This is a genomic window from Pseudidiomarina sp. PP-1MA (assembly GCF_041200125.1).
GTDB classification, from domain to species: Bacteria; Pseudomonadota; Gammaproteobacteria; order Enterobacterales; family Alteromonadaceae; genus Pseudidiomarina; species Pseudidiomarina fusca.
The window spans coordinates 1,440,735-1,467,310 of the sequence record NZ_CP165718.1 but is presented as its reverse complement, the minus strand read 5'-3'; the positions used below and the strand labels follow the sequence as shown (position 1 = coordinate 1,467,310).

Annotated in this window: 26 protein-coding genes; 24 read left to right on the top strand and 2 right to left on the bottom strand. The window is 47.5% G+C overall.

The genetic code is table 11. The annotated features are described in order from the left end of the window. The first annotated feature begins 44 nt into the window (after positions 1–44). From lepA to AB8S08_RS06970, 12 genes are all read left to right on the top strand, one after another. Positions 45–1,856, top strand: a complete 1,812-nt coding sequence (gene lepA / locus AB8S08_RS07025) for a translation elongation factor 4 (RefSeq protein WP_369742310.1) — start codon at positions 45–47, stop codon at positions 1,854–1,856. A 35-nt stretch (positions 1,857–1,891) separates the two neighbouring features. Next, positions 1,892–2,815 (top strand): signal peptidase I, encoded by a 924-nt coding sequence (lepB, locus tag AB8S08_RS07020; protein WP_110075188.1) that lies wholly within the window; start codon positions 1,892–1,894, stop codon positions 2,813–2,815. 3 nt (positions 2,816–2,818) lie between these two features. After that, positions 2,819–3,517 carry a ribonuclease III gene (rnc, locus tag AB8S08_RS07015; RefSeq protein ID WP_110075187.1) on the top strand — a complete coding sequence of 233 codons (699 nt, stop codon included), beginning with the start codon at positions 2,819–2,821 and terminating at the stop codon, positions 3,515–3,517. After that, on the top strand, positions 3,517–4,425 hold the full coding sequence (gene era / locus AB8S08_RS07010; protein WP_369742309.1) for a GTPase Era: 909 nt from the start codon (positions 3,517–3,519) through the stop codon (positions 4,423–4,425). The genes rnc and era overlap by 1 nt, the downstream gene beginning before the upstream one ends. A gap of 3 nt (positions 4,426–4,428) precedes the next feature. Next, a complete protein-coding gene (gene recO / locus AB8S08_RS07005; RefSeq protein WP_153825710.1) occupies positions 4,429–5,181 on the top strand; it encodes a DNA repair protein RecO in 753 nt (250 codons plus the stop codon). Beyond that, positions 5,178–5,942 (top strand): pyridoxine 5'-phosphate synthase, encoded by a 765-nt coding sequence (gene pdxJ / locus AB8S08_RS07000; RefSeq protein WP_110075184.1) that lies wholly within the window; start codon positions 5,178–5,180, stop codon positions 5,940–5,942. Before recO ends, pdxJ begins: the two co-directional genes overlap by 4 nt. Positions 5,943–5,945: 3 nt before the next feature. Further along, positions 5,946–7,298 (top strand): 23S rRNA (uracil(1939)-C(5))-methyltransferase RlmD, encoded by a 1,353-nt coding sequence (locus AB8S08_RS06995; protein WP_369742308.1) that lies wholly within the window; start codon positions 5,946–5,948, stop codon positions 7,296–7,298. 4 nt (positions 7,299–7,302) lie between these two features. After that, on the top strand, positions 7,303–9,495 hold the full coding sequence (gene relA, locus AB8S08_RS06990) for a GTP diphosphokinase (protein WP_369742307.1): 2,193 nt from the start codon (positions 7,303–7,305) through the stop codon (positions 9,493–9,495). A gap of 15 nt (positions 9,496–9,510) precedes the next feature. Further along, positions 9,511–10,320: a nucleoside triphosphate pyrophosphohydrolase gene (gene mazG / locus AB8S08_RS06985; RefSeq protein WP_369742306.1), complete on the top strand. Its 810-nt coding sequence runs from the start codon at positions 9,511–9,513 to the stop codon at positions 10,318–10,320. Between the two features lie 81 nt (positions 10,321–10,401). Continuing rightward, positions 10,402–12,039 (top strand): CTP synthase, encoded by a 1,638-nt coding sequence (locus AB8S08_RS06980; RefSeq protein WP_369742305.1) that lies wholly within the window; start codon positions 10,402–10,404, stop codon positions 12,037–12,039. A gap of 35 nt (positions 12,040–12,074) precedes the next feature. After that, positions 12,075–13,367, top strand: a complete 1,293-nt coding sequence (gene eno, locus AB8S08_RS06975) for a phosphopyruvate hydratase (protein ID WP_369742304.1) — start codon at positions 12,075–12,077, stop codon at positions 13,365–13,367. Between the two features lie 60 nt (positions 13,368–13,427). Next, entirely contained in the window at positions 13,428–14,108 is a 681-nt protein-coding gene (locus AB8S08_RS06970) for a hypothetical protein (RefSeq protein ID WP_369742303.1), read from the top strand. A gap of 6 nt (positions 14,109–14,114) precedes the next feature. Here the strand turns inward: AB8S08_RS06970 and AB8S08_RS06965 are convergent, their stop codons facing one another. Then, positions 14,115–14,834 (bottom strand): sulfite exporter TauE/SafE family protein, encoded by a 720-nt coding sequence (locus AB8S08_RS06965; RefSeq protein ID WP_110075177.1) that lies wholly within the window; start codon positions 14,832–14,834, stop codon positions 14,115–14,117. A 103-nt stretch (positions 14,835–14,937) separates the two neighbouring features. Here AB8S08_RS06965 and ftsB point away from each other — a divergent pair, with 103 nt between their 5' ends. From ftsB to rpoS, 9 genes are read left to right on the top strand one after another with little or no spacing between them, the layout of a single operon-like run. Continuing rightward, entirely contained in the window at positions 14,938–15,222 is a 285-nt protein-coding gene (ftsB, locus tag AB8S08_RS06960) for a cell division protein FtsB (protein ID WP_110075176.1), read from the top strand. Next, positions 15,219–15,932, top strand: a complete 714-nt coding sequence (ispD, locus tag AB8S08_RS06955) for a 2-C-methyl-D-erythritol 4-phosphate cytidylyltransferase (RefSeq protein WP_369742301.1) — start codon at positions 15,219–15,221, stop codon at positions 15,930–15,932. Before ftsB ends, ispD begins: the two co-directional genes overlap by 4 nt. 2 nt (positions 15,933–15,934) lie before the next feature. Then, on the top strand, positions 15,935–16,432 hold the full coding sequence (gene ispF / locus AB8S08_RS06950) for a 2-C-methyl-D-erythritol 2,4-cyclodiphosphate synthase (protein ID WP_369742300.1): 498 nt from the start codon (positions 15,935–15,937) through the stop codon (positions 16,430–16,432). Beyond that, positions 16,425–17,477: a tRNA pseudouridine(13) synthase TruD gene (gene truD / locus AB8S08_RS06945; RefSeq protein ID WP_162014475.1), complete on the top strand. Its 1,053-nt coding sequence runs from the start codon at positions 16,425–16,427 to the stop codon at positions 17,475–17,477. Before ispF ends, truD begins: the two co-directional genes overlap by 8 nt. Positions 17,478–17,495: 18 nt before the next feature. Continuing rightward, entirely contained in the window at positions 17,496–18,251 is a 756-nt protein-coding gene (gene surE / locus AB8S08_RS06940) for a 5'/3'-nucleotidase SurE (RefSeq protein ID WP_369742299.1), read from the top strand. Then, positions 18,248–18,883 carry a protein-L-isoaspartate(D-aspartate) O-methyltransferase gene (locus AB8S08_RS06935; protein ID WP_369742298.1) on the top strand — a complete coding sequence of 212 codons (636 nt, stop codon included), beginning with the start codon at positions 18,248–18,250 and terminating at the stop codon, positions 18,881–18,883. Before surE ends, AB8S08_RS06935 begins: the two co-directional genes overlap by 4 nt. Continuing rightward, positions 18,880–19,458, top strand: a complete 579-nt coding sequence (locus AB8S08_RS06930; protein WP_110075170.1) for a YqaA family protein — start codon at positions 18,880–18,882, stop codon at positions 19,456–19,458. The genes AB8S08_RS06935 and AB8S08_RS06930 overlap by 4 nt, the downstream gene beginning before the upstream one ends. Next, the gene (locus AB8S08_RS06925) at positions 19,427–20,269 is read left to right on the top strand and encodes a peptidoglycan DD-metalloendopeptidase family protein (protein ID WP_258306516.1); all 843 of its coding nucleotides are present in this window, start codon (positions 19,427–19,429) and stop codon (positions 20,267–20,269) included. The genes AB8S08_RS06930 and AB8S08_RS06925 overlap by 32 nt, the downstream gene beginning before the upstream one ends. A gap of 2 nt (positions 20,270–20,271) precedes the next feature. Further along, positions 20,272–21,243 (top strand): RNA polymerase sigma factor RpoS, encoded by a 972-nt coding sequence (rpoS, locus tag AB8S08_RS06920; RefSeq protein ID WP_110075168.1) that lies wholly within the window; start codon positions 20,272–20,274, stop codon positions 21,241–21,243. On the opposite strand, the gene mutS is transcribed toward rpoS, so the two are convergent. Next, positions 21,226–23,844 carry a DNA mismatch repair protein MutS gene (gene mutS / locus AB8S08_RS06915; RefSeq protein WP_369742297.1) on the bottom strand — a complete coding sequence of 873 codons (2,619 nt, stop codon included), beginning with the start codon at positions 23,842–23,844 and terminating at the stop codon, positions 21,226–21,228. The two genes, rpoS and mutS, sit on opposite strands and share 18 nt — an antisense overlap. 87 nt (positions 23,845–23,931) lie before the next feature. On the opposite strand from mutS, the gene AB8S08_RS06910 reads away from it, so the two are divergent. Genes AB8S08_RS06910 through AB8S08_RS06900 form a run of 3 tightly spaced genes read left to right on the top strand, consistent with a single transcriptional unit; the run spans position 23,932 to position 26,576 of the window. After that, positions 23,932–24,414: a CinA family protein gene (locus tag AB8S08_RS06910; protein ID WP_110075166.1), complete on the top strand. Its 483-nt coding sequence runs from the start codon at positions 23,932–23,934 to the stop codon at positions 24,412–24,414. Between the two features lie 56 nt (positions 24,415–24,470). Next, the gene (recA, locus tag AB8S08_RS06905; RefSeq protein ID WP_369742296.1) at positions 24,471–25,529 is read left to right on the top strand and encodes a recombinase RecA; all 1,059 of its coding nucleotides are present in this window, start codon (positions 24,471–24,473) and stop codon (positions 25,527–25,529) included. A 30-nt stretch (positions 25,530–25,559) separates the two neighbouring features. Continuing rightward, complete coding sequence (locus AB8S08_RS06900) at positions 25,560–26,576, top strand: patatin-like phospholipase family protein (protein ID WP_110075164.1); 1,017 nt, start codon at positions 25,560–25,562, stop codon at positions 26,574–26,576.

Here is a 26,576-nt window from a genome sequence, read left to right as displayed (position 1 = left end):
CAGCGGTTAATTCGTATTCCTATTTTGTTTTTGCGGGGGCATTAATGCCAGATAAGGCGTTTAAGCAAGCAAATATTCGCAATTTTTCAATTATTGCGCACATTGACCACGGTAAATCAACGTTGTCTGATCGTCTCATCCAGCACTGTGGAGGCCTAACTGATCGTGAAATGGCCGCTCAAGTATTAGACTCGATGGACCTAGAACGAGAGCGTGGCATTACTATTAAAGCACAGAGTGTAACGTTACATTACACGGCACAAGATGGTGAAACCTATCAGTTAAACTTCATTGATACACCAGGACACGTAGATTTCACCTATGAGGTGTCGCGTAGCTTGGCTGGTTGTGAGGGTGCTTTGCTAGTGGTTGACGCAGCGCAGGGTGTAGAAGCGCAAACATTAGCAAACTGCTATACCGCAATTGAAATGGATCTTGAAGTTGTGCCGATTTTGAACAAGATCGATTTACCGCAAGCGGATCCACTGCGGGTAGCTGAAGAAATTGAAGATATTGTGGGTATCGAAGCGATTGATGCGGTGCAATGCTCCGCAAAAACTGGGATTGGTATTGAAGAAGTCCTTGAGCGAATTGTTCGTCAAATACCGCCACCACAAGGAGATCCAGATGCTCCGTTACAAGCGCTCATCATTGATTCATGGTTTGATAATTATCAAGGAGTAGTGTCTCTCGTTCGGGTGAAGAACGGGACGCTGCGGGCCGGTGATAAGATGAAAGTGATGTCTACCGGACAATCCTACCAGATCGATAAAGTTGGCTTTTTCTCACCGAAACCTACAGAAACAGGTATTCTACGCTGTGGTGAAGTAGGCTTTGTGATTGCCGGTATTAAGGAAATTCTTGGGGCGCCGGTGGGCGATACCTTAACCCTTGCTAAGCAACCAGCCGATGCAGCACTCCCAGGCTTTAAGAAAGTTAAGCCACAGGTGTACGCGGGCATGTTTCCCATTTCATCAGATGACTACGAAAACTTTCGAGATGCTCTAGCAAAACTATCTCTCAACGATGCTTCGTTGTTTTATGAACCGGAGAACTCGGCTGCGCTTGGCTTTGGTTTTAGGATAGGTTTCTTGGGCATGCTGCACATGGAAATTATCCAGGAGCGGTTAGAGCGAGAGTATGACATAGATCTTATTACGACTGCACCGACGGTGGTTTACAAGGTTCTAAAAAAAGACGGCAAAGAAGTTAACGTGGATAACCCAGCGAATTTGCCAGCGCTTAACGATATTGACATCATTTATGAACCCATTGTAGAAGCAAATATCTTGGTGCCTCAGGACTATTTAGGCAACGTGATTACTTTGTGTGTCGACAAACGCGGCGTGCAAACGAAAATGGCCTACCATGGCAAACAAGTTGCAGTAACCTACGAGTTACCTATGGCTGAAGTTGTGATGGACTTTTTTGACCGCTTAAAATCAACAAGCCGTGGGTACGCCTCACTCGATTATCAGTTTAAGCGCTTTCAAGAAGCCGATATGGTGCGAGTGGATGTGTTAATTAACGGTGACAAGGTTGACGCTTTAGCGATGATTACTCATCGCGATAATGCGCAAGGTCGTGGCCGTGAGTTAGTCGATAAGATGCGGGAACTGATTCCGCGCCAGATGTTTGATATTGCGATTCAGGCAGTTATTGGGACGCATGTTATCGCGCGCTCGACGGTAAAACAATTACGTAAAAACGTTATCGCTAAGTGTTATGGCGGGGATGTTAGTCGTAAGAAAAAATTACTGCAGAAGCAAAAAGAAGGTAAAAAACGGATGAAGCAACTAGGTAATGTTGAAGTTCCGCAAGAAGCTTTCTTAGCTGTACTCAAGGTTGGTAAATAAGACGACATTGGCGTCACGATAAGGAAAAAGCACGAATGGCCAATTTTTATTCGGTGTTGTTGACAATTGTCACCTTGGTGGCAGGTGCGCTCTGGTGGTATGACGCACGTTACAAAAAGCCAGTGCGCTTGCAACGTATTCAAGCTGAAGAGCAACGTTTGCAACAACAGTTGGATGAAGAGGCGCGAGCTCGGATTGCCCCTCAAGGGCGCTTAGCCGAGTTTGCGCAGTCGGTGTTTCCGGTGTTGTTCGTGATACTTATTCTACGTTCATTTATTTTTGAGCCGTTCAGAATACCTTCAGCGTCGATGATGCCAACCATGTTGGCCGGTGACTTTATCTTGGTACAAAAGTTTAGTTACAGCTTACGAGATCCTATTTTTCGTACCGAATTGATGAAAACTGGTACCCCACAACGGGGTGATATTGCGGTCTTTAAATACCCAGGTAACCCGCAACTGGATTACATTAAACGAATCATTGGTACGCCTGGCGATCGGATAATATATCGTAATAAAACGTTATATTTAGAGCCTGCATGTGTTGAGCAATCCAGTGAATGTCCACAAATGCAGGTGATTGAACGGGATGTGACGGCTCAGGATGAAGTTTATTTTAGCCGGTCTACACCTTTGGTGCGCTACCAAGAGCAGTTGGGTAATGTGACCCACGAAATTCTTATTGATCCAACTATTGCACCACGTACTCCGTATTTTTATCAGCAAGAAGGCACGGCTCCTGATGAATGGATAGTACCCGAAGGACACTATTTCTTTATGGGTGATAACCGTGATAATTCTGAAGATAGTAGATACTGGGGCTTTGTACCAGAGCATTATCTGGTAGGTCGTGCTACTTTTATTTGGATGAGTTTTGAGATGGACCGTAGCCGGAATAGCTGGCTACCGCAATGGGTTCCTACTGGCGTTCGCTGGCACAGACTCGGAACCGTGGAGTAATAAGTGAGTTTACCAAAACCACCTATTCATAAGTTAGAACAAGCGTTTGGTTATCGTTTTAATAATCGTGATCAGTTAGCGCAAGCCTTAACTCACCGTAGTGCGGCGGCGCAACACAACGAACGCCTGGAGTTTTTAGGCGACTCGGTGTTAGGAATTATTATTTCTGAGGCCCTGTTTGAACGCTTTCCGAAAATAGATGAAGGCGATTTAAGCCGAATGCGCGCCACTTTAGTTTGTGGTCGCTCATTAGCTAAGCTTGCCCAGCAATTTGAGCTTGGTAAATATCTGGTGCTGGGGCCAGGAGAAATGAAGAGCGGCGGCCATCGGCGTGAATCTATTCTTGCTGATGCAGTGGAGGCTTTGCTCGGTGCCATGTACCTAGAAAGCGATTTAGTGACCTGTCGTCAAGTTGTGCTGCGTTGGTTTGCTCCTCACTTAGCTGCGATAAAACCTGGCGTCAGCCATAAAGATCCCAAAACGCGATTACAAGAATTTTTACAGGGTCGGCAATGTGCATTGCCGCTTTACGAAGTTGTGGCGACCCAAGGCCAGGCGCACAATCAACAGTTTACCGTGAGTTGCCAAGTAGACGGTTTGGCAGAAGTGGTGCTTGGTACTGGTACCAGTAGACGCAAAGCTGAACAGAAGGCCGCGGCAGCAACGTTAGAGTTGCTACAACACCAGCAGGAACCTGTGTAATGGATGTGACTGAATATCAATCAGAGTCAGCTTTTGTCGCGATTGTAGGGCGTCCCAATGTGGGCAAATCTACCTTACTGAATCGTATTCTTGGACAAAAAATTAGTATCACTTCGAACAAGCCACAAACCACTCGACATCGAATTTTGGGTATCGAAACTGAAGGTGATAGACAAATAGTCTATGTTGACACGCCAGGATTGCATCAAGACGAGAAAAAGGCGATTAATCGACTCATGAATCGCGCTGCTGCAAGCTCTATGAGTGGTGTTGAAGTGGTTTTATTTGTGGTGGAAGCAAATCGCTGGACCACCGATGATGAGATGGTACTTAACAAACTTAAGAAATCTCAACGTCCTGTTATTTTGGTTGTGAACAAGATCGATCAGATAAAGGATAAAAGTAGTTTATTGCCACAGCTGCAACAATTAGCAGCGCGACATACATTTGCCGAGATTGTGCCTCTGTCTGCCGCTACTGGCGATCAAGTTGAGGCTTTACGTAGTTTAGTTCATCAATATGCCAAACCAGGTGTGCATCACTTTCCTGAAGATTATGTTACCGATCGATCATTGCGTTTTATGACCGCTGAAATAGTGCGTGAAAAACTCATGCGTTTTACCGGCGATGAATTGCCATACAGTACGACCGTTGAGATTGAACAATTTCGCACTGCAGAGAATGGTACCACCCATATTCATGCGTTGATTTTGGTCGAACGAGAGGGACAAAAGCGGATGATTATTGGCGCTGGTGGCAGTAAGTTAAAAACCATTGGTACTGAAGCGCGAAAAGATCTCGAGCCATTGATTGGTGGCAAAGTCCATTTGCAGCTCTGGGTTAAAGTAAAATCCGGCTGGGCTGATGATGAACGAGCACTCCGCAGCTTAGGGTATGGTGAGGATTAAGCCATGCAACCGGCATATGTGCTGCATCGCTGGCCTTATCAGGATAGCAGCCTACTGGTTGAATTATTTACGCTGCAGCACGGGCGATTTCGGGTTATTGCGAAGGGAGCTAAGCGGCCCAAAAGCCGCTGGCGAAGTATCCTTCAGCCCTTTACACCGTTGCTGGTTGAAACTCGCGGTAAACACGAATTACAAACGCTTGTTGATGCTGAAGCCAGTGCACCAGCCTTTGCGCTGCAGGGGGTTAACCTCTACAGCGGTTTTTACCTTAACGAGCTATTACAACGTCTGACATCAATCTATCAGCCGTTAGATGGGGTGTTTGATGACTATCAGCAAGCACTGCAGCTATTAACGCAGATGGCCCAAATAGAACCTGTCTTGCGTCGTTTTGAATGGCAACTACTGTGTCATTTAGGGCACGGTTTTGATTGGTTTTATGATACTCAGCAACAGCCTGTAGTAGCGAACAGCCATTACTTATTTGTGCCAGAAGCTGGTTTCAGTGCTGTTAGCGCAACACCTCACTCCTATGCCGGTAGCGATTTACTTAAATTAGCTGCTTTCGAATTAAACGATAGTAGGCTACTTAACGTATTCAAACGTTTAATGCGAGAAGCGCTCGCACCCTATTTAGGGCCCGCACCGCTTCGTAGTCGCGAATTATTCATACAGTTGCAAGTAGCGTCAAGCACGGCTAACCAGCCAGTGGTGGCGCCGCTGAGCACAGAAACACCCAAAGGATACACATCATGAGCTTGCAGCAATTTCCCATTTTGTTAGGGGTCAATATTGATCATGTCGCTACACTACGAAATGCTCGTGGCGTCAGTTATCCGGATCCGGTAACAGCAGCTGCGTTAGCAGAACAGGCTGGAGCCGATGGTATAACTATTCACTTGCGTGAAGATCGTCGTCATATCCATGATCGCGATGTTGAATTGCTCGCCCATACTCTGCAAACCAGAATGAACCTAGAAATGGCGATAACTGATGAAATGCTAGCCATTGCTGCAAAAGTTAAGCCGGCTTATAGCTGTTTAGTGCCCGAAAAACGTGCTGAGCTTACTACTGAGGGTGGTTTAGATGTAGCTGGCCAGCTTGCACGAGTAACTGATGCAGTAGCAAGTTTAGCAAGTCATGGCACTATCGCTTCTTTGTTTATTGATGCCGATAAAAAGCAAATTGATGCGGCCAAAGCTAGTGGTGCTCAAGTGATAGAGCTGCATACCGGGCATTACGCTGAACAAACGACTGAAGCAGGGCAACAACAAACGCTTCAGCAACTAAGAGACGCAGCTGATTATGCACATGGTCTTGGTTTACAAGTAAACGCAGGTCATGGTTTGCATTATCATAATAGCGCTGCAATAGCGGCAATTTTACCGTTAGTAGAGTTGAATATTGGGCATGCCATCATAGCTCGAGCGGTGCTGGTAGGATTGGATCAAGCCGTGCGTGACATGAAGCAGCTGTTGCAGCAAGCTCGCATGCAAGCTATCGCAGAGCTGAACTAAGGGATGGCGCAGTTTTATCGGCCAGGTCAAGGGCCGCAGCAGCGAAAACGCAAAGCTAAGCCAAAACCTGCAACTATTGCAGCAGCAGATGTGGTTGGGCTGGATCATTTTGGTCGCGGTGTCGTGCGTAGTGCGCAAGGGGTTAAATTTGTGGCTGGGGCCTTACCTGGCGAAGTTATCGACTACGTTGAGAGTAGCAAGTACGAGGCGGAACTTTTAGCGGTACAGCAATCTAGCCCTGAGCGGCAGCAACCGGCCTGTGAATTCTATCGGCAATGCGGTGGTTGTGACTTGCAGCATTTGAATGTAGCAGCACAACAGCAGCATAAGCAGCAAGTAGTCACTGAGTTATTGCATAAGTTTGCTGGCATTGATGTCACTGCACAGGCGTCACTGTGGCAACCGACACTTAGCGGCAGCCCGTGGAACTACCGTCGACGGGCTCGCTTAGCAGCTCATTATGATAAAAGTAAACGGCAGCTCACGTTGGGGTTTCGGGCCAGAAAAAGTAAAACCATCGTGCCGATTTCTGAGTGTGCTACGTTAGCGCTAGCGTTAAATAACTTGTTGGCTCCGTTGCGTGCGTGCTTAGCTGAGCTCAAACTGGTGCCGTTTTTGGGGCATGTAGAACTCCTTGAAACCACAGCTGAGCCGCTAGTGGTGTTGCGTTTAACTCGTTCGTTGGCAGCCGCCGATAGAGCGCATTTAGTGGCATTTTCAGAACACCATCAAGTGCGCATCGCATGGCAGGATGAACAGCAGGTACATTTGTTAGATACTGGGCCGCTTCCTCAATACGCAACTTGGCAGGCTAAACTGCAGTTTAACCCAGGTGACTTTTTACAAACTCACCGTGATTTAGCTGAGGCTATGGTAGCCCAAGCTCTGCAATGGCTTGAACCAGAATCTGGTGATACTATTTTGGAGTTATTTGCTGGTAGTGGCCATTTTACTATTCCGTTTGCTCGCAGTGGGGCTCAGGTAACGGCAATAGAGGGTGTACCTAGTATGGTCCGGCAATTACAGCACAACGCCCACCTGCATGGCGTAGCTGTGACTGCGGCGTGCAGCAACTTAGCCCAGCCCTGGGCGCAAAGTGCAGCAGCAAAGCTATTGCAAGGGCCATTCAACAAGGTGCTGCTGGACCCAGCTAGAGCTGGTGCCGCGCAAGCAGTACAAGAGTTAGTGCGGATGCAACCAGCGCAAATTCTGTATATTTCTTGTGCTCCGGATACCTTAGCGAGGGATGCCGCGACGCTGGTGCAAGGCGGTTATCAGTTAAAACAAGCACAACTGGTTGACATGTTTCCGCAGACCCATCACATTGAGGTTATGACACTATTCGAAAGGGAGTAAAGCCGTGGTTTTTGTGCGCAGTACCCATGTTGACAAACCGAGTCAAACGGGCGGGGATTGGTTAGCTCACGTTGACTCTAAGCAGCGCAAGCAAGCGTTAACTGAGCTTAGTCAACAGTTACAACAGCTGTTAGTGAAGCAACCTAAAGCTGCGCACATTGAACTGAAAGGTCAAGAAATGGTGGAGATCCTAGCTGGTTTAGGATTGGACCAAGAGACCCTAGTAGCGGCCTTACTCAGCCCTGCCTACGAACTGAAGCTACTGACACCGGAGCAAGTGACGGCGTGGGGTGGTGAGTCCTTATTGCAGCTGATGCAAGCAGTACAGCAGATGCAGAGCATTAGCGCCTTGCAACATTTTCAGCATGGTAAACCTAACGATGCGCAAATAGATAATGTACGCCGCATGTTGCTGGCGATGGTGGCAGACGTACGGGCAGTGTTAATTAAACTAGCTGAACGTATTTGTTTTTTAAGAGAAGTCAAAGGATTAGACGAAGAAACACGAGTTCTTGCCGCCAAGGAATGCCATGAAATTTACGCGCCACTAGCTAATCGATTAGGCATTGGTCAACTCAAGTGGGAACTAGAAGATCTCGCATTCAGGTACTTGCATCCAAACACCTACAAAGCTATTGCCAAACAGCTCTTAGAACGACGTATTGATCGTGAAACATATATTCATGATTTTGTGCATCAACTACAGCAGGCACTGCATGATGAAGGCGTAGAAGCTACCGTTTACGGGCGCCCTAAGCATATCTACTCGATTTGGCGAAAAATGCAGAAAAAGCATCTTAACTTTACCGAGTTGTATGACATCCGTGCCGTTAGGATCATTACCGCGTCGCTAAAAGACTGCTACGCCGCGTTGGGCGTAGTTCATAGTTTATGGCGTCATATTGGCTCTGAGTTTGATGATTATATTGCCACTCCTAAGGCTAACGGGTATCAATCGATTCACACCGTGGTGCTTGGGCCTGCTGATAAACATGTAGAAATACAAATTCGTACCCAAACCATGCATGATGATGCTGAACTTGGGGTTGCAGCCCACTGGATGTACAAAGAGGGGGCGGCAGTTAGTAAAGGGCAAGGCCTAGAAGAAAAGATCGCGTGGCTGCGCAAATTGTTAGCTTGGCATGATGATATGGCGGGCAACGATGAATTAGTGGCAGAAATTCGCTCTCAAGTATTTGAAGATAGGGTGTATGTATTTACTCCAAAAGGAGAAGTGATAGATTTACCTAACGGCGCAACGCCGTTAGATTTTGCCTATTACATCCATTCACAAGTTGGGCATCGCTGTGTTGGAGCCAAAGTGGATGGCCATATTGTACCTTTTACTTATGCGTTAAAAAATGGCGAGCGGGTAGAAATTCTTACGCAAAAGAATGCGCAACCGCGCCGCGATTGGCTCAATCCTACCAGTGGTTATCTACAAACCTCGCGTGCCCGGGCTAAAGTAGCCACTTATTTCAAAAAGCTTGATCGTGATAAAAATATTAAAGCAGGTAAAGAGCTACTCGAGCCAGAGCTAGCAAAACATGGCATTCCCCTGAGTGCTGCCGAGCAGGTTCTTGAGCGCTTTAATATGACGCACTTAGATGACTTAATTGCCGGCATCGGTGCGGGTGATGTGCGCTTGCAGCATGTGGTAAACCAACTTAAACCAGCCACAGATACAGCGGCCGAGCGCATCGAGCGACTCACAGCCAAACCTGCCAAGCAGCGCACTGGTAAACAGAGCGATGTCACTGTTGAAGGGATTGGTAATCTCCTCGTGCAATTTGCCAAATGCTGTCAACCGGTGCCAGGTGATAGTATTTTAGGCTTTGTAACTCAGGGGCGGGGCGTTTCAGTACACCGCAAGGATTGTGAGCAGTTGCAGCATCTTTTAGACCAACATCCTGAGCGTGCATTGGCGGTAAGCTGGAGTGAACAAAAGCAAGCTAACTATCGAGTTGATTTGCGCCTTATCGCAAATGATCGTCAAGGATTATTGCATGACATTACCAGCGTCTTAGCCAATGAACGTGCGAGCGTGGCGCAACTTGATTCGAAACGAGATGAAGCTAGTGCTTTAGCCAGTATTCGGGTTGGCGTGATGGTAGCGGACCAAGCAGGTTTGCAGCGCTTAGTCAGTCGTCTAAGCCAACTCAAAGGTGTGCATGAAGTGGTGCGAGTGCCAGCTTGATAGGCAAGGAGTAACATGAATTCATTTACAGGTGTGCAAGCCTTGGTAACCGTTATGCAACGGTTGCGCGATCCGGTTGGTGGGTGCCCATGGGATTTGCAGCAATCCATGGCCAGCCTCATTCCTTATACTTTGGAAGAAGCATACGAAGTTGCCGCCGCAATTACCGCGGGTGAACCAGCAGCGATAAAAGATGAACTAGGTGATTTATTGTTCCAGGTGGTGTTTTATGCACAGCTTGGCAAGGAACAGGAACTATTTGATTTAGACGCCATTGCTAAAGCTACAGCAGAGAAGCTCATGCGGCGACATCCACACGTGTTTGGTGAGCATCAAGCCCTCAGTGATGCCGAGATAAAAGCACAGTGGGAGCAGATAAAAAGTGAGGAGCGTGCTGAGCAAGGCCAAAGCGATAGTGTGTTTGATGGTATTGCAAATAATTTACCAAGTATTTTAATGGCTCAAAAACTGCAAAAACGGGCTGCGACTGTGGGTTTTGATTGGTCTGAGATGGCTCCCGTGATTGCTAAAATAAGGGAAGAATTAGCGGAAGTTGAAGACGAAATTAGAGCTAACGATAACGCAAAAATAGCTGCTGAGATTGGCGATTTGTTGTTTGCGGTGGTGAATTTGGCCCGCCACGCTCAGGTTAATCCTGAGCACGCATTACGCCTGACCAATCACAAGTTTAAACAGCGTTTTCAATGGATAGAAACGCAATTAGCCCAACAGCAAAGACGTCCTGAAGAGTTGAGTTTAGACGAGTTAGAAACCTATTGGCAACAAGCTAAACAACAGTTAAATCACGTTGAAAGTAAGAAATAATTTGTCGGCTATGGGCTACTCGGGTATACTGTTTTCCCGTCTTGAAGCATTTCCCTATCAACCTGACGACTTAGGTTTCGCATGACAACTAATTATATTTTCGTCACCGGCGGTGTTGTATCTTCGCTGGGCAAAGGTATTGCTGCAGCTTCATTGGCGGCAATTCTCGAAGCACGTGGCCTAAAGGTTACGATTCTTAAACTGGATCCTTACATTAATGTGGATCCTGGTACCATGAGTCCCATTCAGCACGGCGAAGTGTTTGTGACCGAAGACGGTGCCGAAACCGATCTGGATTTGGGACATTACGAACGATTTATTCGTACCCGAATGACCAAGAAAAACAACTTTACTGCTGGGCGCGTATACGAAGATATCATTCGACGCGAACGTCGTGGTGAGTTTCTTGGCGCTACCATTCAGGTTATTCCTCATATTACCAACGAAATCAAACGTCGTATTGTTGATGGAAGCAGCGACTATGATATCGCTATCATTGAAATCGGTGGCACCGTAGGTGATATTGAATCACAACCTTTTCTTGAAGCTATTCGCCAATTGGCCACTGAAGTGGGGCGCGATCGTACGTTATTTATGCACCTCACCTTGGTACCGTTTTTAGGTGCTGCTGGCGAAGTAAAAACTAAACCAACCCAACACTCGGTAAAAGAACTTCGCTCGATTGGTATTCAGCCGGACATTTTGGTGTGTCGTTCAGACCGTGCGTTACCTGCTACAGAACGGGCTAAAATTGCGCTATTTACCAATGTTGAAGAACGCGCTGTTATTGGCTTGAAAGATGTCGATAGCATTTATAAAATTCCGGCTATTCTGAAGTCGCAAGGCCTTGATGAAATCGTGACCCACAGGTTCCGATTAGACTGCCCAGAAGCAGATTTAGCTGAGTGGGAACAGGTGCTCTATCAAGAATCGAATCCTAGCGGTGAAGTGACCATTGGTTTTGTTGGAAAGTACATTGAGTTGCCTGACGCTTATAAATCGGTGAATGAAGCCTTAGCCCATGCCGGCTTAAAGAATCGTTTAACTGTGAACTTACGCTACATTGATGCGCAAGATATTGAAACTAAAGGTGTTGCTAAACTTGCTGATGTAGATGCCATCATTGTTCCGGGCGGTTTTGGTGAACGCGGAATACTAGGTAAGATCATGGCGGCCCAATACGCTCGTGAGCACAATATTCCTTATCTAGGCATTTGTTTGGGGATGCAGATTGCGCTGATTGAATACGCACGTAACGTTGCGGGTTTAACAGGCGCCAATAGCACTGAATTTGAAGCCGAGGCAAAACATCCGGTGGTAGGATTGATCACCGAGTGGATGGATGCCAAAGGTCAGAAAGAATTACGCAATAACAGTTCTGATTTAGGCGGTACCATGCGTTTGGGTGCGCAACCATGTAATTTAGTGCAGGGCACTAAGGCGCGGACATTATACGGAGCCGATGTGATTCAAGAGCGGCATCGCCATCGCTATGAAGTCAACGGTCATTATATCGAGCAATTAGAAGCGGCAGGCTTGAAAATATCAGGTTGGTCGCATGATAATCGCTTAGTAGAAATTATTGAAATTCCTACTCATCGCTGGTTTGTGGCAGCGCAATTCCATCCGGAATTCAACTCCACTCCACGTGATGGGCATCCATTATTCCGCGGTTTTATTGAAGCCGCAGGACAGTATCAAAAAGAGCGTCGCGCTTAAGCGTCGCGTGTTATGGCAAAGGAGTATTAAAGATCATGGCAGCAATTAGTAGTATTGTAGCTCGTGAAATCATGGACTCACGCGGCAACCCAACTATTGAAGCAGATGTTTATCTAGACAATGGTCATTGGGGGCGTGCCGCTGCCCCTAGTGGTGCATCAACTGGTTCTCGTGAAGCACTAGAGTTACGTGATGGTGACGCTCATAGATATTTAGGCAAAGGTGTGCAAACTGCCGTGCGAAACGTGGTGGAGCTTATAGCGCCAGCGTTACAAGGCATTGATGCAACGGAGCAAGCTCAAGTTGACCAAATCATGTTAGATTTGGATGGTACTGAGAATAAAGAAAAATTGGGTGCGAACGCTATTTTGGCCGTATCGCTAGCTGTTGCAAAGGCCGCTGCTAGTGCTAAAGGAATACCCTTGTACGCTCATATTGCTGAACTCAATGGTACTGCCGGCAAGTACAGCATGCCATTGCCGATGATGAATATTCTTAATGGCGGCGAACATGCTGATAACAATGTAGATATTCAAGAATTTATGATTCAACCCGTAGGTGCGAAGAATTTTGCTGAAGGGTTACGTATGGGAGCGGAAATCTTTCATGCGTTGAAAAAAGTCTTGCAGCAACGTGGCTTAAGCACAGCCGTGGGCGATGAGGGTGGTTTCGCGCCAAACTTAGCGTCTAACGAGGAAGCTTTAGCGGTGATTGTTGAAGCTGTTGCCAATGCTGGCTACGAGATGGGGCGTGATATCACCTTAGCCCTTGATTGTGCTGCATCAGAATTCTATCGCGATGGTCAGTATCATCTAAGTGGCGAGGGTAAATCATTCGATGCTGCTGGTTTTGCTGAGTATCTTGATGGCCTGTGTCAACGCTATCCGATTATTTCAATCGAAGATGGCTTGGATGAAAGCGATTGGGCTGGCTGGAAAGTCTTGACCGAACGTTTGGGTAGTAAAGTGCAGTTGGTAGGTGATGATTTGTTTGTAACTAATACTCGTATTCTTAAGCGTGGTATTGATGAACAGATCGCAAACTCGATTTTGATTAAGTTTAATCAAATTGGTAGTTTAACTGAAACCCTAGCGGCCATTCGAATGGCACATGAAGCGGGTTTCACCGCAGTTATTTCACATCGCTCAGGTGAAACTGAAGATGCTACAATTGCTGATTTGGCGGTGGGTACTGCGGCAGGACAAATCAAAACAGGTTCGCTCTGTCGTTCAGACCGAGTGGCTAAGTACAACCAGTTGTTGCGTATCGAGGCTGAGTTAGATGGTCAGGCTGCGTATCGTGGTCGTGCCGAAGTAAACGCAAGCTAGCACATGGGTTGTGGTCAGCGTTTAACTGTCGCAAGCTTGTGAACTCTGCCGATGAGCAATATGAACGAGAATCAACAAGCTGACATTTTCCAGGCGTTGCACGGTGGTTATGTTAATAGCCCCCAAGCCACGCCTGATCAATGGCCTGCGGCAGCTTTCGCTGAACTTTGTAACGCCTTGTACGAACGTGAATTGCAACAACTTGCACAGCAGTTGGGGCTAACGGTTCAGGGGTTACAAAAGCGTTTACGAAGTTTGCCTTACTACATTCAACAAGCGGCGCGTGGCATGTTACAGTGCGGCGCGCCGTTTGTGTTAGATCTCCAAAACGCCTCCTGGCAGACGCCACAAAAAACGAAGTTACAGACCGCGGCCAAGCAAACGACTAAACTTAGTAACTGGTTACACAAGCACGCCAAATTAGGCGATGCTGTGGTGATTCATGTGCAAACCCAACATCTACAAAAAGCTGTCTTAGATTCGCTTGATCGTCTTGATCTAGCCCAACAGCGAGTGCATTGTAATCATTGGGGATGGTTTGATTTACAGGGGCAATGGCTGGATCCATTACCAGCGCATGAAGCGGCAGCAACGGCGACGCAGGCGGTATTAATTTTGCCCGATAAGTATCATTTAGGGGCTGCTATGGGGGGCCATCAATGGGGCCATAAAGGCAAGTTAGATCCCCGCCCCTTGAGCTTACGTGAGGTACTGCTTGCCACCCGCATTCAGTGGCGGTAACAGCAGTTAGAATGCGCCCCAAAAGGCAACCACACCCGCAATCATCACAATCACTAAACTTAATTTGCGAAACAAAGATTCGGATAAGCGGCTACTGATACGGTGCCCTAGCCAAGAACCACTAACAGCACCAGCTAACAAACAGAATAAAATAGGCCATTGCTCTAATTGATAGCGTTGTTGCCAGCTAAAGCCAATCACATTAGTTAATGCAAGCAGTAAAAAGAACAAGGTTAGGGTGGCACGAAACGATACCCGGGCGAGACCGTAACTTGTAAGAAATAGCACCACGGGTGGTCCGCCTAAGGTTAAAGCGCCATTACTAAAACCACCGATGGTACCAGCTAATATTTGCTGCCACGCGGCTCCGTTACTTTGCCAGCGTAGGTTAAACCAAAACAACAGGGCGACCAGAATAACTCCACCAGCCATGATCTGTTGTAACAACTGTAAGTTGATTGCGGCTAATAGGTATTGTCCAGCAAGGCTTCCAAGCACGCCGCAGCCAAGCAACCAAGGCCACTGGCGCCACGCTATAGCATGTCGTAGTAACCAGCCTAAATAAAGTGCCATGGCTAGGTTAACTACCGACAGTAGTGGCGTGAGGGTAGAAAGCGGCAGCCAAAGCACCAATAAGGGCACGGCAATCAGCCCGGAGCCAAAGCCAGAAATGCCTTGCAAACAGGCTGCAACAAACATAATCATTAGGATTATCAGATATTCCATAGCTTTTTCATTGGGGTTAGCCGTAAAGGTCGATATACTACCAGAAATTATCTGACAACCTACTAGTTCTAACGGGTTATTCACGTTGCAGGTGGAGGCGAGGATGCGATTGCTAAAACTCACGTTTCTAGTGATTTTAATTGCGCTGCAATATCGTTTATGGTTTGGCAAAAACAGCCTGCCAGATTATTGGAATATGCAAGCAGATGTGCAACGACAGGCCGCTGCCAATGATAAGTTGCGGCAACGCAATCAATTGGTCGCAGCTGATATTGAAGACTTACGCGAAGGCCAAGTAGCGCTAGAAGAGCGCGCTCGCAACGAACTAGGACTGATAAAAAGCGATGAAACATTTTTCCGTTTGGTGCCAGTAAAAACACAACCATGATAGATCACATTCCAAGTATTGCTGCGATTGTTCCTGCGGCCGGTAGGGGCCAGCGGATGGCAAGCAAGATCCCTAAACAGTATCTGCAATTAGCTGGCAAAACGGTGCTAGAGCATAGTTTACATGCACTCACACAAGACTCACGGATCTCGAAGATCTATCTTGCTTTAAGTGCAGAGGATACATTTTTCAGTGCACTTCAGTTGCAGTTACCCATTCCAGTCATACCCGTAGTGGGGGGAGCTAGTAGAGCAGCCTCGGTATTAGCGGGGGTAGAACAAGCACGTCTCGATGGTGTGGCCTATGTGGTGGTGCACGATGCGGCTCGCCCATGTTTGCAAGCTGATGAATTATCCAAAGTTATCGATGTGGCGTTAATTCACCCTCAAGGCGCGCTGTTGGCATTGCCCGTAGCCGATACGATGAAGCGAAGTGATGCACATAACGCGGTGAGGCATTCAGTAAAACGCGAGCATTTGTGGCATGCACTGACACCACAGGTGTTTGCTTTGCAACCTTTACTCAATGCCTTAGTTAGTTTAGGGGTGGATCACCCAGAGCTTACTGACGAGGCCTCAGCGATCGAATTATCGGGTGGCAAGCCGCAGTTAGTGGCCGGTAGGCGCACCAATATTAAGGTGACGCAACCGGGTGATGAGCAGCTTGCCGACATGTACTTAAAGTTTTTTGCGACAGAACGTCAGGGGTAACTATGGGATTAGGTTCTATCCGCATTGGGCACGGTTATGATGTGCATAAATTTGGTGGCAGCGGACCATTAACATTGGGTGGTATTCAAGTACCCTACGAACAAGGTCTTCTCGCACATTCTGACGGTGATGTGGTACTTCATGCGATTGCTGATGCATTATTAGGTGCGGCTGCTTTGGGCGATATTGGTCAGCATTTTCCTGATACTGATGCCGCTTATGCGGGCGCTGATAGTGCGGGGCTTTTAAGCCAAGTTCTGCAACTGGTTAAACAGCAGGGCTATGGTGTGGGTAACCTTGATGTGACCGTGGTTGCTCAAGCACCTAAATTAGCTGATTATATCAACGCAATGCGTCAGCGCATTGCCGCTTTGTTAGAAGTCTCCGTAGGCGCGGTAAATGTGAAGGCAACCACCACCGAGAAGCTTGGTTTTGTTGGCCGTAAAGAGGGCATTGGCTGCCATGCAGTGGTGTTGCTACAAGGCCAAATTAATGACTGAGACTAGCTATGATTCATTACTAGGCCCTTATTTACACGGCGTGCCTAACAGCGGTGGGGTGATTAAAGCCGAACCCGAGCATTTTCAGGTGGTTGAAGAGCTCGAACTACCGCAGCAAGATCCACAGTTACAGCAAGGTGAGCATCAGTGGCTATGGGTGCGTAAACGTGGCGCAAATACCCCTTATGTGGCGGCCCAATTGGCTAAGTTTGCCGGCGTTAAAGAACGTGATGTGAGTTATTCAGGTCTAAAAGATCGACAAGCCATCACCGAGCAATGGTTTTCTATCCAATTGCCAGGCCAACAACTGTTACCCTGGCATGAGCTCGAACATCCCGAATTTAGTGTGCTGCAGGCGGTATTACAGCCGCGCAAACTTAAAACCGGTACTCATAAACGTAATCGTTTTACGATTCGTATAGAAGCTATCACGGATGCTGATGCCTTTAACCAACGTTGGCAACAGGTGTGTACGCAAGGGGTGCCTAACTACTATGGGCTGCAACGCTTTGGCAAAGATGGGCAAAACATCAGTAACGCAGTTGAGTGGTTAAGTGGGCGGTTACGCCGGCGCTTAAATAGAACTCAAATAGGTTTGTATCTATCCGCAGCTCGCTCATTTTTGTTTAATCAAGTGCTGGCAGAGCGAATTCGACACAACCTTCTGACTCCGTTAGAAGGTGAACCTATGCTCCTCAGCGGTAGTCAGTCATTTTTTATTGCCGAGCAGATTGATGCGGCACTGTTGGAGCGGTTGGCGTCCGGTGATATTGAACTTAGTGGACCGCTAATGGGTAGTGGCGAGCGTCAACAGATTAGTCAGGCGCAGGCAGCCGAGCTTGAACAGCGAGTTTTTGCTCAGTATCCAGAACTTCTTCAAGGCCTTGCGAAGCAACGTTTGGATGGTGGCCGCCGAGCATTGTTGTTGCGCCCACAGCAAGCACAATTAAATTGGTTAAGTGATACGGTGGCAGAAATTAGTTTTGCCTTACCTAAAGGATGCTTTGCAACTGCTCTAATACGCGAATTAGTTACAACGGAATAATTGGTAGGTACCTTAGTTATGATGAAATTATTAGTCAGTAATGACGATGGCGTCCATGCTCCTGGCATTCACGCCTTGCATGAGCGTTTAAAAGACATTGCCCAATGTCGCGTGATAGCTCCAGACCGCAACTGTAGTGGTGCTAGTAACTCTCTGACGTTGCATAATCCGCTGCGTATGCAACAGCTTGCTAATGGCTTCTACTCGCTTAATGGCACGCCAACGGATTGTGTCCATTTGGGTACGAATTCACCGCTAGCCGACGATGTCGACCTCGTGGTATCGGGGATTAATGATGGCCCTAATATGGGTGATGACGTACTCTATTCGGGAACCGTAGCTGCTGCAATGGAAGGACGTTTTATGGGATTGCCAGCCATTGCTGTGTCGATGGGCTCGCGTAGTGATGATTATTATGACACCGCAGCACGAGTAGTGGCAGATATCGTTAATAAAATGGCGGATGAGCCCCTAAGGTTGGATACTATTTTAAATATTAATGTGCCAGCTGTACCTTATGAGCAATTAAAAGGCATTAAAGTAACGCGGTTGGGGCGTCGTCATCGCGCTGAAACCATGGTGCAAAGTAAAGATCCATTTGGCCGTGATATCTTTTGGTATGGCCCTATTGGTGGTCATCAAGACGATGCGGAAGGCACTGATTTTCATGCCGTGCGTGAGGGTTACGTCTCTATTACCCCATTAAGTTTAGATATGACGGCGCGCAGCCACCAAACCACACTGTCAGATTGGTTAACTAAAACAAGCTCATGATTCAAAATTTTCAAGGGATGGCGCGCCGCTTGGTGGCCCAGCTAGAACGCGAAGGGATTCGTAATAAACCGGTGTTGGAGGTGATTGAAAAAACACCTCGTCACCTGTTTATGCCGCAATCGTTGGCGCACAAAGCATACGAAAACACGGCGCTACCGATTGGCAAGGGACAAACGATTTCGCAGCCACTGATGGTTGCGTCGATGACCCAGCTACTGATGCAGCATGATTGTAAAAAGGTGTTAGAAATAGGCACAGGGAGTGGCTACCAAACCGCAATCTTGGCCCAATTGGTGGCACAGGTTTGTTCAGTAGAACGCATCGCTGAACTGCAATACCAAGCGAAACGACGGCTCAAGCAACTGGAACTACATAACGTGAGTATGCGCCATGGTGATGGCTGGTTGGGCTGGCGCAGTAAAGCGCCGTTTGATGGCATTATTGTTACTGCGGCAGCGAGTGAGTTACCGCAACAGTTAATGGCCCAATTATCCGATGGTGGGGTGATGATTATTCCGGTTGGAACGGATAAACAACGGCTAATTGTGGTGCGTCGATTTGGCGATGTTTTTGAGCACAAGGAGTTAGGCGAAGTGAAATTTGTTCCCTTAGTACCAGGAGAGCCAGTATGAAGATTTTTGGCTGGCTGTACGACAAGGTATTAAGTTGGTCTCAGCATCGCCGAGCCCCAGCTATTTTGGCGGCTTTGAGTTTTTCTGAATCGGTGGTGTTTCCGATCCCGCCGGATGTGATGTTAGCACCGATGGCGATGACCCAACCTAAGCGCGCTTGGTTTTTTGCTGGGCTAACCACCATCGCCTCAGTCTTAGGCGGGATTGCGGGCTACTGGTTAGGTTATTGGGCGTTTGAGCCGCTGGTGATGCCGCTGGTGGAATGGGCTGGTTATCAAGATAAGTTAGCGAGAGTCACCGCCTGGTTTACCGAATATGGCTTTTGGATTATTTTCATTGCTGGATTCTCGCCCTTGCCGTATAAATTGTTTACGGTAACAGGGGGAATGCTACAAGTGATGTTTATTCCTTTTGTGTTGGGATCGCTGATTAGTCGCGGTTTGCGATTTTATTTGGTTGCTGCCTTGTTACGTACTGGTGGGCCAAAAATGGCGCTAAAACTGCGCACTTATGTAGACCGAATCGGTTGGGGAATGGTGTTAGTTGCCATCGCTGCGTATGTATGGACACGTTAAACAGATCATTGGTTTAAGTGCCTTGGTGGTGCTGTTTGGCTGCGCTGAGCCGCCACCACCAGCGCCCGTCAAGAAGCTTTATCATGGCCGCACTGTGCATGATTTTGAAGCGGCTAGTTTGGCCGCTGCTAGCTATCAAGTAGAGCGTGGTGACACGCTTTATTCTATTGCTTTTAGAGCTAACGTAGATGTGCGTGAGCTTGCTCAACTTAATAACATCAGTGAACCTTATCTCATTTTCCCTGGCCAAAGGCTGCGTTTAAAAGCCGTTGAAAAAAGCAGCAAAAGCGTTGCTAAGACATCACAGACAGGGTATCGTGATACCAAATTAGAACAAAAACAAAGCAAGCCTGTAACACCTAAAACTGCGGCAACGCCGGTTGCGAGCAAGCCTCCAGCCACCGTCATAAGTAGCCCAAGTAATGAGCCCTTTGCGAAGGAGGTTCAATGGCGCTGGCCCGCGACAGGAAAAGTGATTCGTGACTTTTCGACCGCTGAGGCTGGTAACAAAGGGCTAGACATTGGTGGTGATAGAGGTGCTCCTATTTATGCTGCTGCAGCGGGTAAAGTGGTGTACGCAGGCAATGCACTGAAAGGGTATGGGCAATTAATCATAGTGAAACATAACGATGATTATATTAGTGCCTATGCTCACAATCAGACCTTATTAGTACAAGAACAACAATGGGTCAAACAAGGTGAAGTGATTGCCGAGATGGGGGACACTGATGCCGCGCAAGTGATGTTGCATTTTGAAATTCGCTTTCGGGGTAAGTCAGTTAATCCTCGGCACTATTTGCCGCGGGGGTAATAATGAGTCGAAGCCAGGATGAGATTGATGACATTGACGAGCAAGAGCTTGCTGCAATGCAACAATCTGAGCAGGAAGATAACGACGATACGGAATTTGAAGAGATTATTGCAAACCGGTCTCATTATCTGAAAAAAATGGACGCAACTCAGATGTATCTGAGTGAGATCGGCTATTCGCCGTTGTTAACAGCCGAAGAAGAAGTGTATTTTTCGCGGCTAGCACGCAAGGGTGATGCCAAGGCTCGCTGTCGTATGATCGAGAGTAATCTGCGCTTAGTTGTCAAAATTGCACGACGCTATACGAATCGCGGACTAGCTTTACTCGACCTCGTTGAAGAAGGTAATTTAGGTTTGATCCGCGCGGTCGAAAAGTTTGATCCAGAGCGAGGCTTTCGTTTTTCTACCTACGCCACGTGGTGGATTCGACAAACAATCGAACGCGCCATCATGAACCAAACTCGTACCATTCGCCTACCCATTCATGTCGTGAAAGAGCTGAACAGCTACTTGCGCGCCTCGCGCGAGTTAGCACAAAGTTTGGATCATGAACCCACGGCAGAAGAAATTGCCGAAAAAATGAATGTTGATGTGGCTGATGTGAACCGGATGTTTCGCTTAAATGAGCGGATAGCTTCGGTTGATACCCCGATGGGGGGGAGCGATAACGATAAGTCTTTGGTTGAAATGCTAACGGCTGATGATGATCATGGCCCAGAAGGGTCATTGCAGGATGATGATACCAAACAACATATTTTAGCTTGGTTAGAAACCCTAAATGAAAAACAACGTGAGGTTCTGGCTCGACGCTTTGGCTTATTGGGTCACGAGCCGGCAACCCTTGAAGATGTTGGCCGTGAAATTGGCCTTACCCGCGAGCGGGTAAGACAAATTCAGGTAGAAGCCTTGCGCCGTTTGCGTGATATGTTGCGCCAGCAGGGCTTAAGTTTAGATTCGTTATTTCATCGTGAGTAACCGTTGTTGCCATTGCGCTAACCAGGTTAAAGCAGCAAGCGGAGTTAGCTGATTCACATCTAAGTCACGTAGCGCTTGCTCGAATTCACTAGGTGCCGACGAGCTTGCCTGTGCTGCTTTGATCTCGCGTTCCATCTGCGCAAATAAATCGGCTTGCTCGGTGTTACTTAAAGATTCGTTAACCATACTCTGTTGCAGTTGCTGACGAGCTTCTAGTTGTTGCAAATGCAACCGAGCTTGCTTTAATACGCTAGTGGGCAGGCCCGCTAACTGGGCAACTTGCACGCCAAAACTGCGACTCGCCGCACCTTCACTTACTTTGTGCTGAAACACAATATGCTCGTCATGTTCCGTCGCCTCAACATGCACATTAATGCACCCTGATTGCTGTCCAATGGTTTGAGTTAATTCAAAATAATGGGTAGCAAACAAGGTTAACGAGCGGTTGTTATCAGCGAGAGCTTCAGCGCAGGCCCAGGCTAAGGCTAAACCATCATAAGTAGAAGTACCGCGGCCTATTTCATCCATCAACACTAAACTTTGTGCTGTAGCATTGTGCAAAATATTAGCAGCTTCAGTCATTTCGACCATAAAGGTCGAACGGCCTGAAGCAAGATCGTCAGAGGCTCCAATTCGGGTGAAGATCCTATCGATAGGGCCAAAAACAGCTTCTTTAGCAGGCACAAAACAACCGCAATGAGCCATGATGGCTAAGAGTGCTGTTTGACGCATGTAGGTGGATTTACCACCCATATTGGGCCCGGTAATGAGCAGTAGACGCCGCTCAGGATTGAGTTCAACGTCATTCGCAATAAAAGGCTCTGTTTGCATGCGCTCAATCACTGGATGCCGTGCTTGTTGCAATCTAATTTGAGTTTGTTCTGATAATTGCGGACGTTGGTAGTTATGCGTCAATGCATGTTCAGCAAAGCCACGCAATACGTCTACTTCAGCGATACTTTGCGCTGTTTTTTGTAACGTCACCAAGTGCTCAGCTAGCTGCTCTAATAACTGTTCATAGAGCCATTTTTCACGTGCCAAAGCACGACTTTGACTATTAAGCACCTTGTCTTCGTAGGTTTTTAGTTCAGGAATGATGTACCGCTCGACATTTTTAAGGGTTTGCCGCCGTTGGTATTCTGCTGGGATCTGATTGCTGGCGGCGCGGCTAGCTTCGAGGTAATACCCATGAACCTTGTTAAAGCCAATCTTCAACGTATGAATGCCGGTACGCTGACGCTCTCGCGTTTCTATATGCTGCAAGACATCGGTAGCACCTTCAGCTAACTGACGATAATCATCGAGTTCGTCATCAAAATGGGGCGCAATAACGCCGCCATCTCGTATCAGAAGAGGTGGCGTAGCTACAATCGCGCGTTCTAGTAATGCCGTTAATTCCGGTAGTTCAGCTACGGCTTGTTGCCAGTGGGCTAACGCAGGTGAATCCAGCAATTGCTTTAATTTGGGCAAGCTTTGCAATGCTTGCCGCAATCGGGCGAGATCACGTGGGCGTGCGCTACGCAAGGCAATACGAGTAATGATCCGTTCAAGGTCACCAACCTGGCGTAAGACATGCTTCAGTTCAGCTAATTCGCTATGTTGTAAGCTAGCCACTGCGTCATAGCGCTGTTGCAAGAGTTGATGTTGTCGTAACGGCCGTTGCAGCCATCGTTGCAGCAATCGGCTGCCCATCGCAGTGCTGGTATTATCTAAAACATGATAGAGCGATGTTTTCTGTCCACTAAACGAGCGCACCAGTTCTAGATTTCGACGAGTGGCGGCATCTAACATAATCGCATCGGCTTGGCGCTCAGCCACAATCGCAGTAATGTGAGGAAGCGCTGCGCGTTGGGTGCTGCGCACATAACTTAAGATTGCACCGGCAGCCCCGATAGCAGCGGGTAGGTGACTTACCCCAAAACCATCTAAGTGAGCCACTTGAAATTGACGCAAGAGTTGTTCGATAGCACTGGTGGTTTCAAATTCCCAATCGGGGCGGCGGCGAATGCAACTGCAGGCCAGCTCTCGTTGGCTAAACTCATGGGTGTCTGGATACAGTACTTCAGCTGGTTGCAGTCGTTCTAATTCAGCTTGAAGCTGCTCACGGTCGGCGACCTCCAAAATGCTAAAACGACCGCTCGCCATATCTAAACAAGCAATTCCGATAGTTTCAGCGGGATGGATGGCGACCAGTAACTGCTCAGCATGATCCTTGAGCAGAGCCTCATCAGTAATGGTACCTGGAGTTAGTACTCTGACCACTTGACGCTCGACCGGACCTTTGCTGGTCGCAGGGTCTCCGATTTGCTCGCAAATTGCGACGGACTCGCCTAATTCGATAAGCCGCGCAAGATAACCTTCAGCGGCATGATAAGGTACCCCTGCCATCGGGATAGGTTGGCCATTGCTGGCACCGCGCTGGGTAAGAGAAATGTCGAGCAGTTCAGCTGCACGTTTGGCATCGGTGTAGAATAATTCGTAAAAATCCCCCATCCGATAGAATAATAAGCAATCGGTATGTTCTGCCTTAATGCGCAGATATTGCTGCATCATAGGCGTGTGTGCGGCGAGATCTTTTGTTATATTTTGGGCATCCGACATGCTTGTTATAATCCGTTCTAAAGTCGTGGTTAGCTGGCGTTTAAACTGAATATGTGTAGCCGCTTTGCGGCCCTCAAGGATAACTAAATGGTACCACAAAGCACAGTTAATTTAGCAGTAGAATTGGGCGCTTGGTTAGAGCAGCGTGGTTGGCGTTGTGTCACCGCTGAGTCGTGCACGGCCGGCGGAATTGGGTATGCTATTAGCACTGTTGCTGGTAGCTCAGCATGGTATGAAGGCGGCTTTATCACTTACAGCAATGCGATGAAGCAAAGCCAGTTAGGGGTAACTTCCTACACCTTAGCAAAATACGGTGCGGTGTCTGCCGAAACTGCAGCAGCAATGGCTCGCGGTGCTTTGACAGCCAGTGGGGCAGAGATGGCGGTAGCAGTAACAGGGGTCGCCGGGCCCGGTGGTGGGAGTACCGAAAAACCCGTAGGTTTGGTTTGGTTTGGCTTAGCTTGGCAGGGGGAATGTATTACTTGGCAGCAGGTCTTTCCTGGCGATCGGCAAGCGGTGCGATTAGCTACCATTAACGAAGCATTATTAAGTATTAAAAAAATAACTTGATACTGTATAAATTTACAGTACAATCATTTTAAAGCGATTAACAAACGGACACTAGCATGAGCAACGATAAACAAAAAGCACTCGACGCCGCCCTTGGTCAAATTGAACGCCAGTTTGGTAAAGGCTCTATTATGCGCCTTGGCGATAACCACGCGATGGATATTGAATCGGTTTCAACGGGTTCATTAACTCTAGATATTGCCTTGGGTATTGGTGGTTTACCGTATGGTCGTGTCGTAGAGATTTACGGACCAGAATCAAGTGGTAAAACGACATTAACTCTACAAGTAATTGCGGAAGCGCAAAAGCAAGGCAAAACCTGTGCGTTTGTTGATGCTGAACATGCGCTTGACCCCGTTTACGCTGGCAAGCTGGGCGTGAAGGTTGATGAATTACTCGTATCGCAACCTGATACGGGCGAACAAGCCCTAGAAATTTGTGACATGTTAGTCCGTTCAGGTGCCGTGGATGTGGTTATTGTAGACTCGGTAGCAGCGCTAACACCAAAAGCTGAGATTGAAGGTGAAATGGGTGACAGTCATATGGGCTTGCAAGCTCGGTTGATGTCGCAGGCGTTACGTAAACTCACAGCCAACATCAAGAAATCGAATAGTTTATGTATTTTCATTAACCAGATTCGAATGAAGATTGGGGTTATGTTTGGTAATCCAGAAACCACCACGGGCGGTAACGCACTTAAATTCTATGCATCGGTTCGATTAGATATTCGTCGTACGGGTTCGGTGAAAGAGGGCGATGAAGTTGTTGGTAACGAAACGCGCGTGAAGGTTGTAAAGAATAAAGTAGCGCCGCCATTTAAAGAAGCTAACTTCCAGATCATGTACGGCAGCGGTATTTCTAAAGAAGGCGAGTTGATTGATCTTGGCGTGAAACAGAAGATTGTTGATAAAGCAGGAGCTTGGTACAGCTACAAGGGCGATAAGATTGGTCAGGGTAAAGCTAATGCCATGAAGTTCTTGGTAGAAAACAAAGCGATTGCTGAAGATATTGAACAACAGATTCGTGAACAATTGTTAGCCAAGCCAGTTAAAGGTGAAAAGCCAGCAAAAGCCGATGATGCTGTTGACGTTATGCTGGATGATGATTTAATTTAAGGTTTTAGCAATAAAATTAGGAATAGCGTCATGAGTTATGCACAAGTTGCGTTAGCACTTGGCTCAGGTGCTGCACGAGGTTGGTCGCACATTGGTGTGATTAAAGCGCTGCAGGACATGGGAGTAGAAATAAACATGGTCGCAGGCACTTCAATCGGCTCCCTTGTGGGGGCCGGTTTTGCTTCTGGTCGCTTAACTGAGCTAGAAGAATGGGTGCGCGGCATGGGACGTTGGCAAGTTTTTAATCTCCTAGACTATGGGCTAAGTAACGGCGGCATTATTCATGGTGAAAAAGTTTTCAGCCATGCCCGTGAACGCTTTGGCGCAATAGATATTGAAGACATGCCGATTACTTACGGCGCAGTTGCTACCGATTTGTATACTGGAAGAGAGATTTGGTTACGCAAAGGTGACGTGTATGCAGCATCCCGAGCTTCTTGCGCTATGCCAGGTATGTTGGCCCCTTCTGCGGTTAATGGACGTTGGTTAGTTGATGGTGGGTTAGTGAATCCTGTACCAGTGTCCTTATGCCGTGCGCTTGGTGCTGACTTCGTCATTGCAGTGAATTTAAACTCACAGCTGAACACCAGCGCCATCGAAGCAAGATCCAAGTACGTAGCGCCTCCTAAAGATGGTGTTGAGCCCCAAGCGGATGTGCATGGGCATAATACTCCGGCTACGACCGAGGCAAGTCATCCTAAGCCGCAATCGGAACAAGACGAGGGTGAGGGTTTTTTCAATAGTTTTCTTTCCACTAGTCAGCACTATTGGGATGCGGTTAAAGAAAAGTTTACTGGCCCTTCGTACAAAGCTCCTGGTATGTTTGGGGTGATGGCAGGCTCTATCGATATCATGCAAGAGCGAATTACTAAAGCACGTTTGGCTGGTGATCCGCCCGATATCCTGATTCAGCCCAAATTAGGCCATATTGGTTTAATGCAGTTTGAAAGTGGTAACGATGCGATAGATATCGGCTATGAAACCACGATTAGAATGAAAGATTACATCATGTCTGAGTTGGAGCTTTTTGCCCAGCGACGCGGTTAG

Coding starts and splice junctions, on each gene's coding strand:
- AB8S08_RS06995 (WP_369742308.1), top strand. CDS start 5,946: ATGGCGCAGTTTTATCGGCCAGGTCAAGGGCCGCAGCAGCGAAAACGC.
- ftsB (WP_110075176.1), top strand. CDS start 14,938: ATGCGATTGCTAAAACTCACGTTTCTAGTGATTTTAATTGCGCTGCAA.
- eno (WP_369742304.1), top strand. CDS start 12,075: ATGGCAGCAATTAGTAGTATTGTAGCTCGTGAAATCATGGACTCACGC.
- lepA (WP_369742310.1), top strand. CDS start 45: ATGCCAGATAAGGCGTTTAAGCAAGCAAATATTCGCAATTTTTCAATT.
- lepB (WP_110075188.1), top strand. CDS start 1,892: ATGGCCAATTTTTATTCGGTGTTGTTGACAATTGTCACCTTGGTGGCA.
- recA (WP_369742296.1), top strand. CDS start 24,471: ATGAGCAACGATAAACAAAAAGCACTCGACGCCGCCCTTGGTCAAATT.
- AB8S08_RS06970 (WP_369742303.1), top strand. CDS start 13,428: ATGAACGAGAATCAACAAGCTGACATTTTCCAGGCGTTGCACGGTGGT.
- rpoS (WP_110075168.1), top strand. CDS start 20,272: ATGAGTCGAAGCCAGGATGAGATTGATGACATTGACGAGCAAGAGCTT.
- mazG (WP_369742306.1), top strand. CDS start 9,511: ATGAATTCATTTACAGGTGTGCAAGCCTTGGTAACCGTTATGCAACGG.
- ispF (WP_369742300.1), top strand. CDS start 15,935: ATGGGATTAGGTTCTATCCGCATTGGGCACGGTTATGATGTGCATAAA.
- era (WP_369742309.1), top strand. CDS start 3,517: ATGGATGTGACTGAATATCAATCAGAGTCAGCTTTTGTCGCGATTGTA.
- AB8S08_RS06935 (WP_369742298.1), top strand. CDS start 18,248: ATGATTCAAAATTTTCAAGGGATGGCGCGCCGCTTGGTGGCCCAGCTA.
- AB8S08_RS06930 (WP_110075170.1), top strand. CDS start 18,880: ATGAAGATTTTTGGCTGGCTGTACGACAAGGTATTAAGTTGGTCTCAG.
- AB8S08_RS06965 (WP_110075177.1), bottom strand. CDS start 14,834: ATGGAATATCTGATAATCCTAATGATTATGTTTGTTGCAGCCTGTTTG.
- AB8S08_RS06900 (WP_110075164.1), top strand. CDS start 25,560: ATGAGTTATGCACAAGTTGCGTTAGCACTTGGCTCAGGTGCTGCACGA.
- AB8S08_RS06910 (WP_110075166.1), top strand. CDS start 23,932: ATGGTACCACAAAGCACAGTTAATTTAGCAGTAGAATTGGGCGCTTGG.
- pdxJ (WP_110075184.1), top strand. CDS start 5,178: ATGAGCTTGCAGCAATTTCCCATTTTGTTAGGGGTCAATATTGATCAT.
- AB8S08_RS06980 (WP_369742305.1), top strand. CDS start 10,402: ATGACAACTAATTATATTTTCGTCACCGGCGGTGTTGTATCTTCGCTG.
- mutS (WP_369742297.1), bottom strand. CDS start 23,844: ATGTCGGATGCCCAAAATATAACAAAAGATCTCGCCGCACACACGCCT.
- surE (WP_369742299.1), top strand. CDS start 17,496: ATGATGAAATTATTAGTCAGTAATGACGATGGCGTCCATGCTCCTGGC.
- ispD (WP_369742301.1), top strand. CDS start 15,219: ATGATAGATCACATTCCAAGTATTGCTGCGATTGTTCCTGCGGCCGGT.
- recO (WP_153825710.1), top strand. CDS start 4,429: ATGCAACCGGCATATGTGCTGCATCGCTGGCCTTATCAGGATAGCAGC.
- truD (WP_162014475.1), top strand. CDS start 16,425: ATGACTGAGACTAGCTATGATTCATTACTAGGCCCTTATTTACACGGC.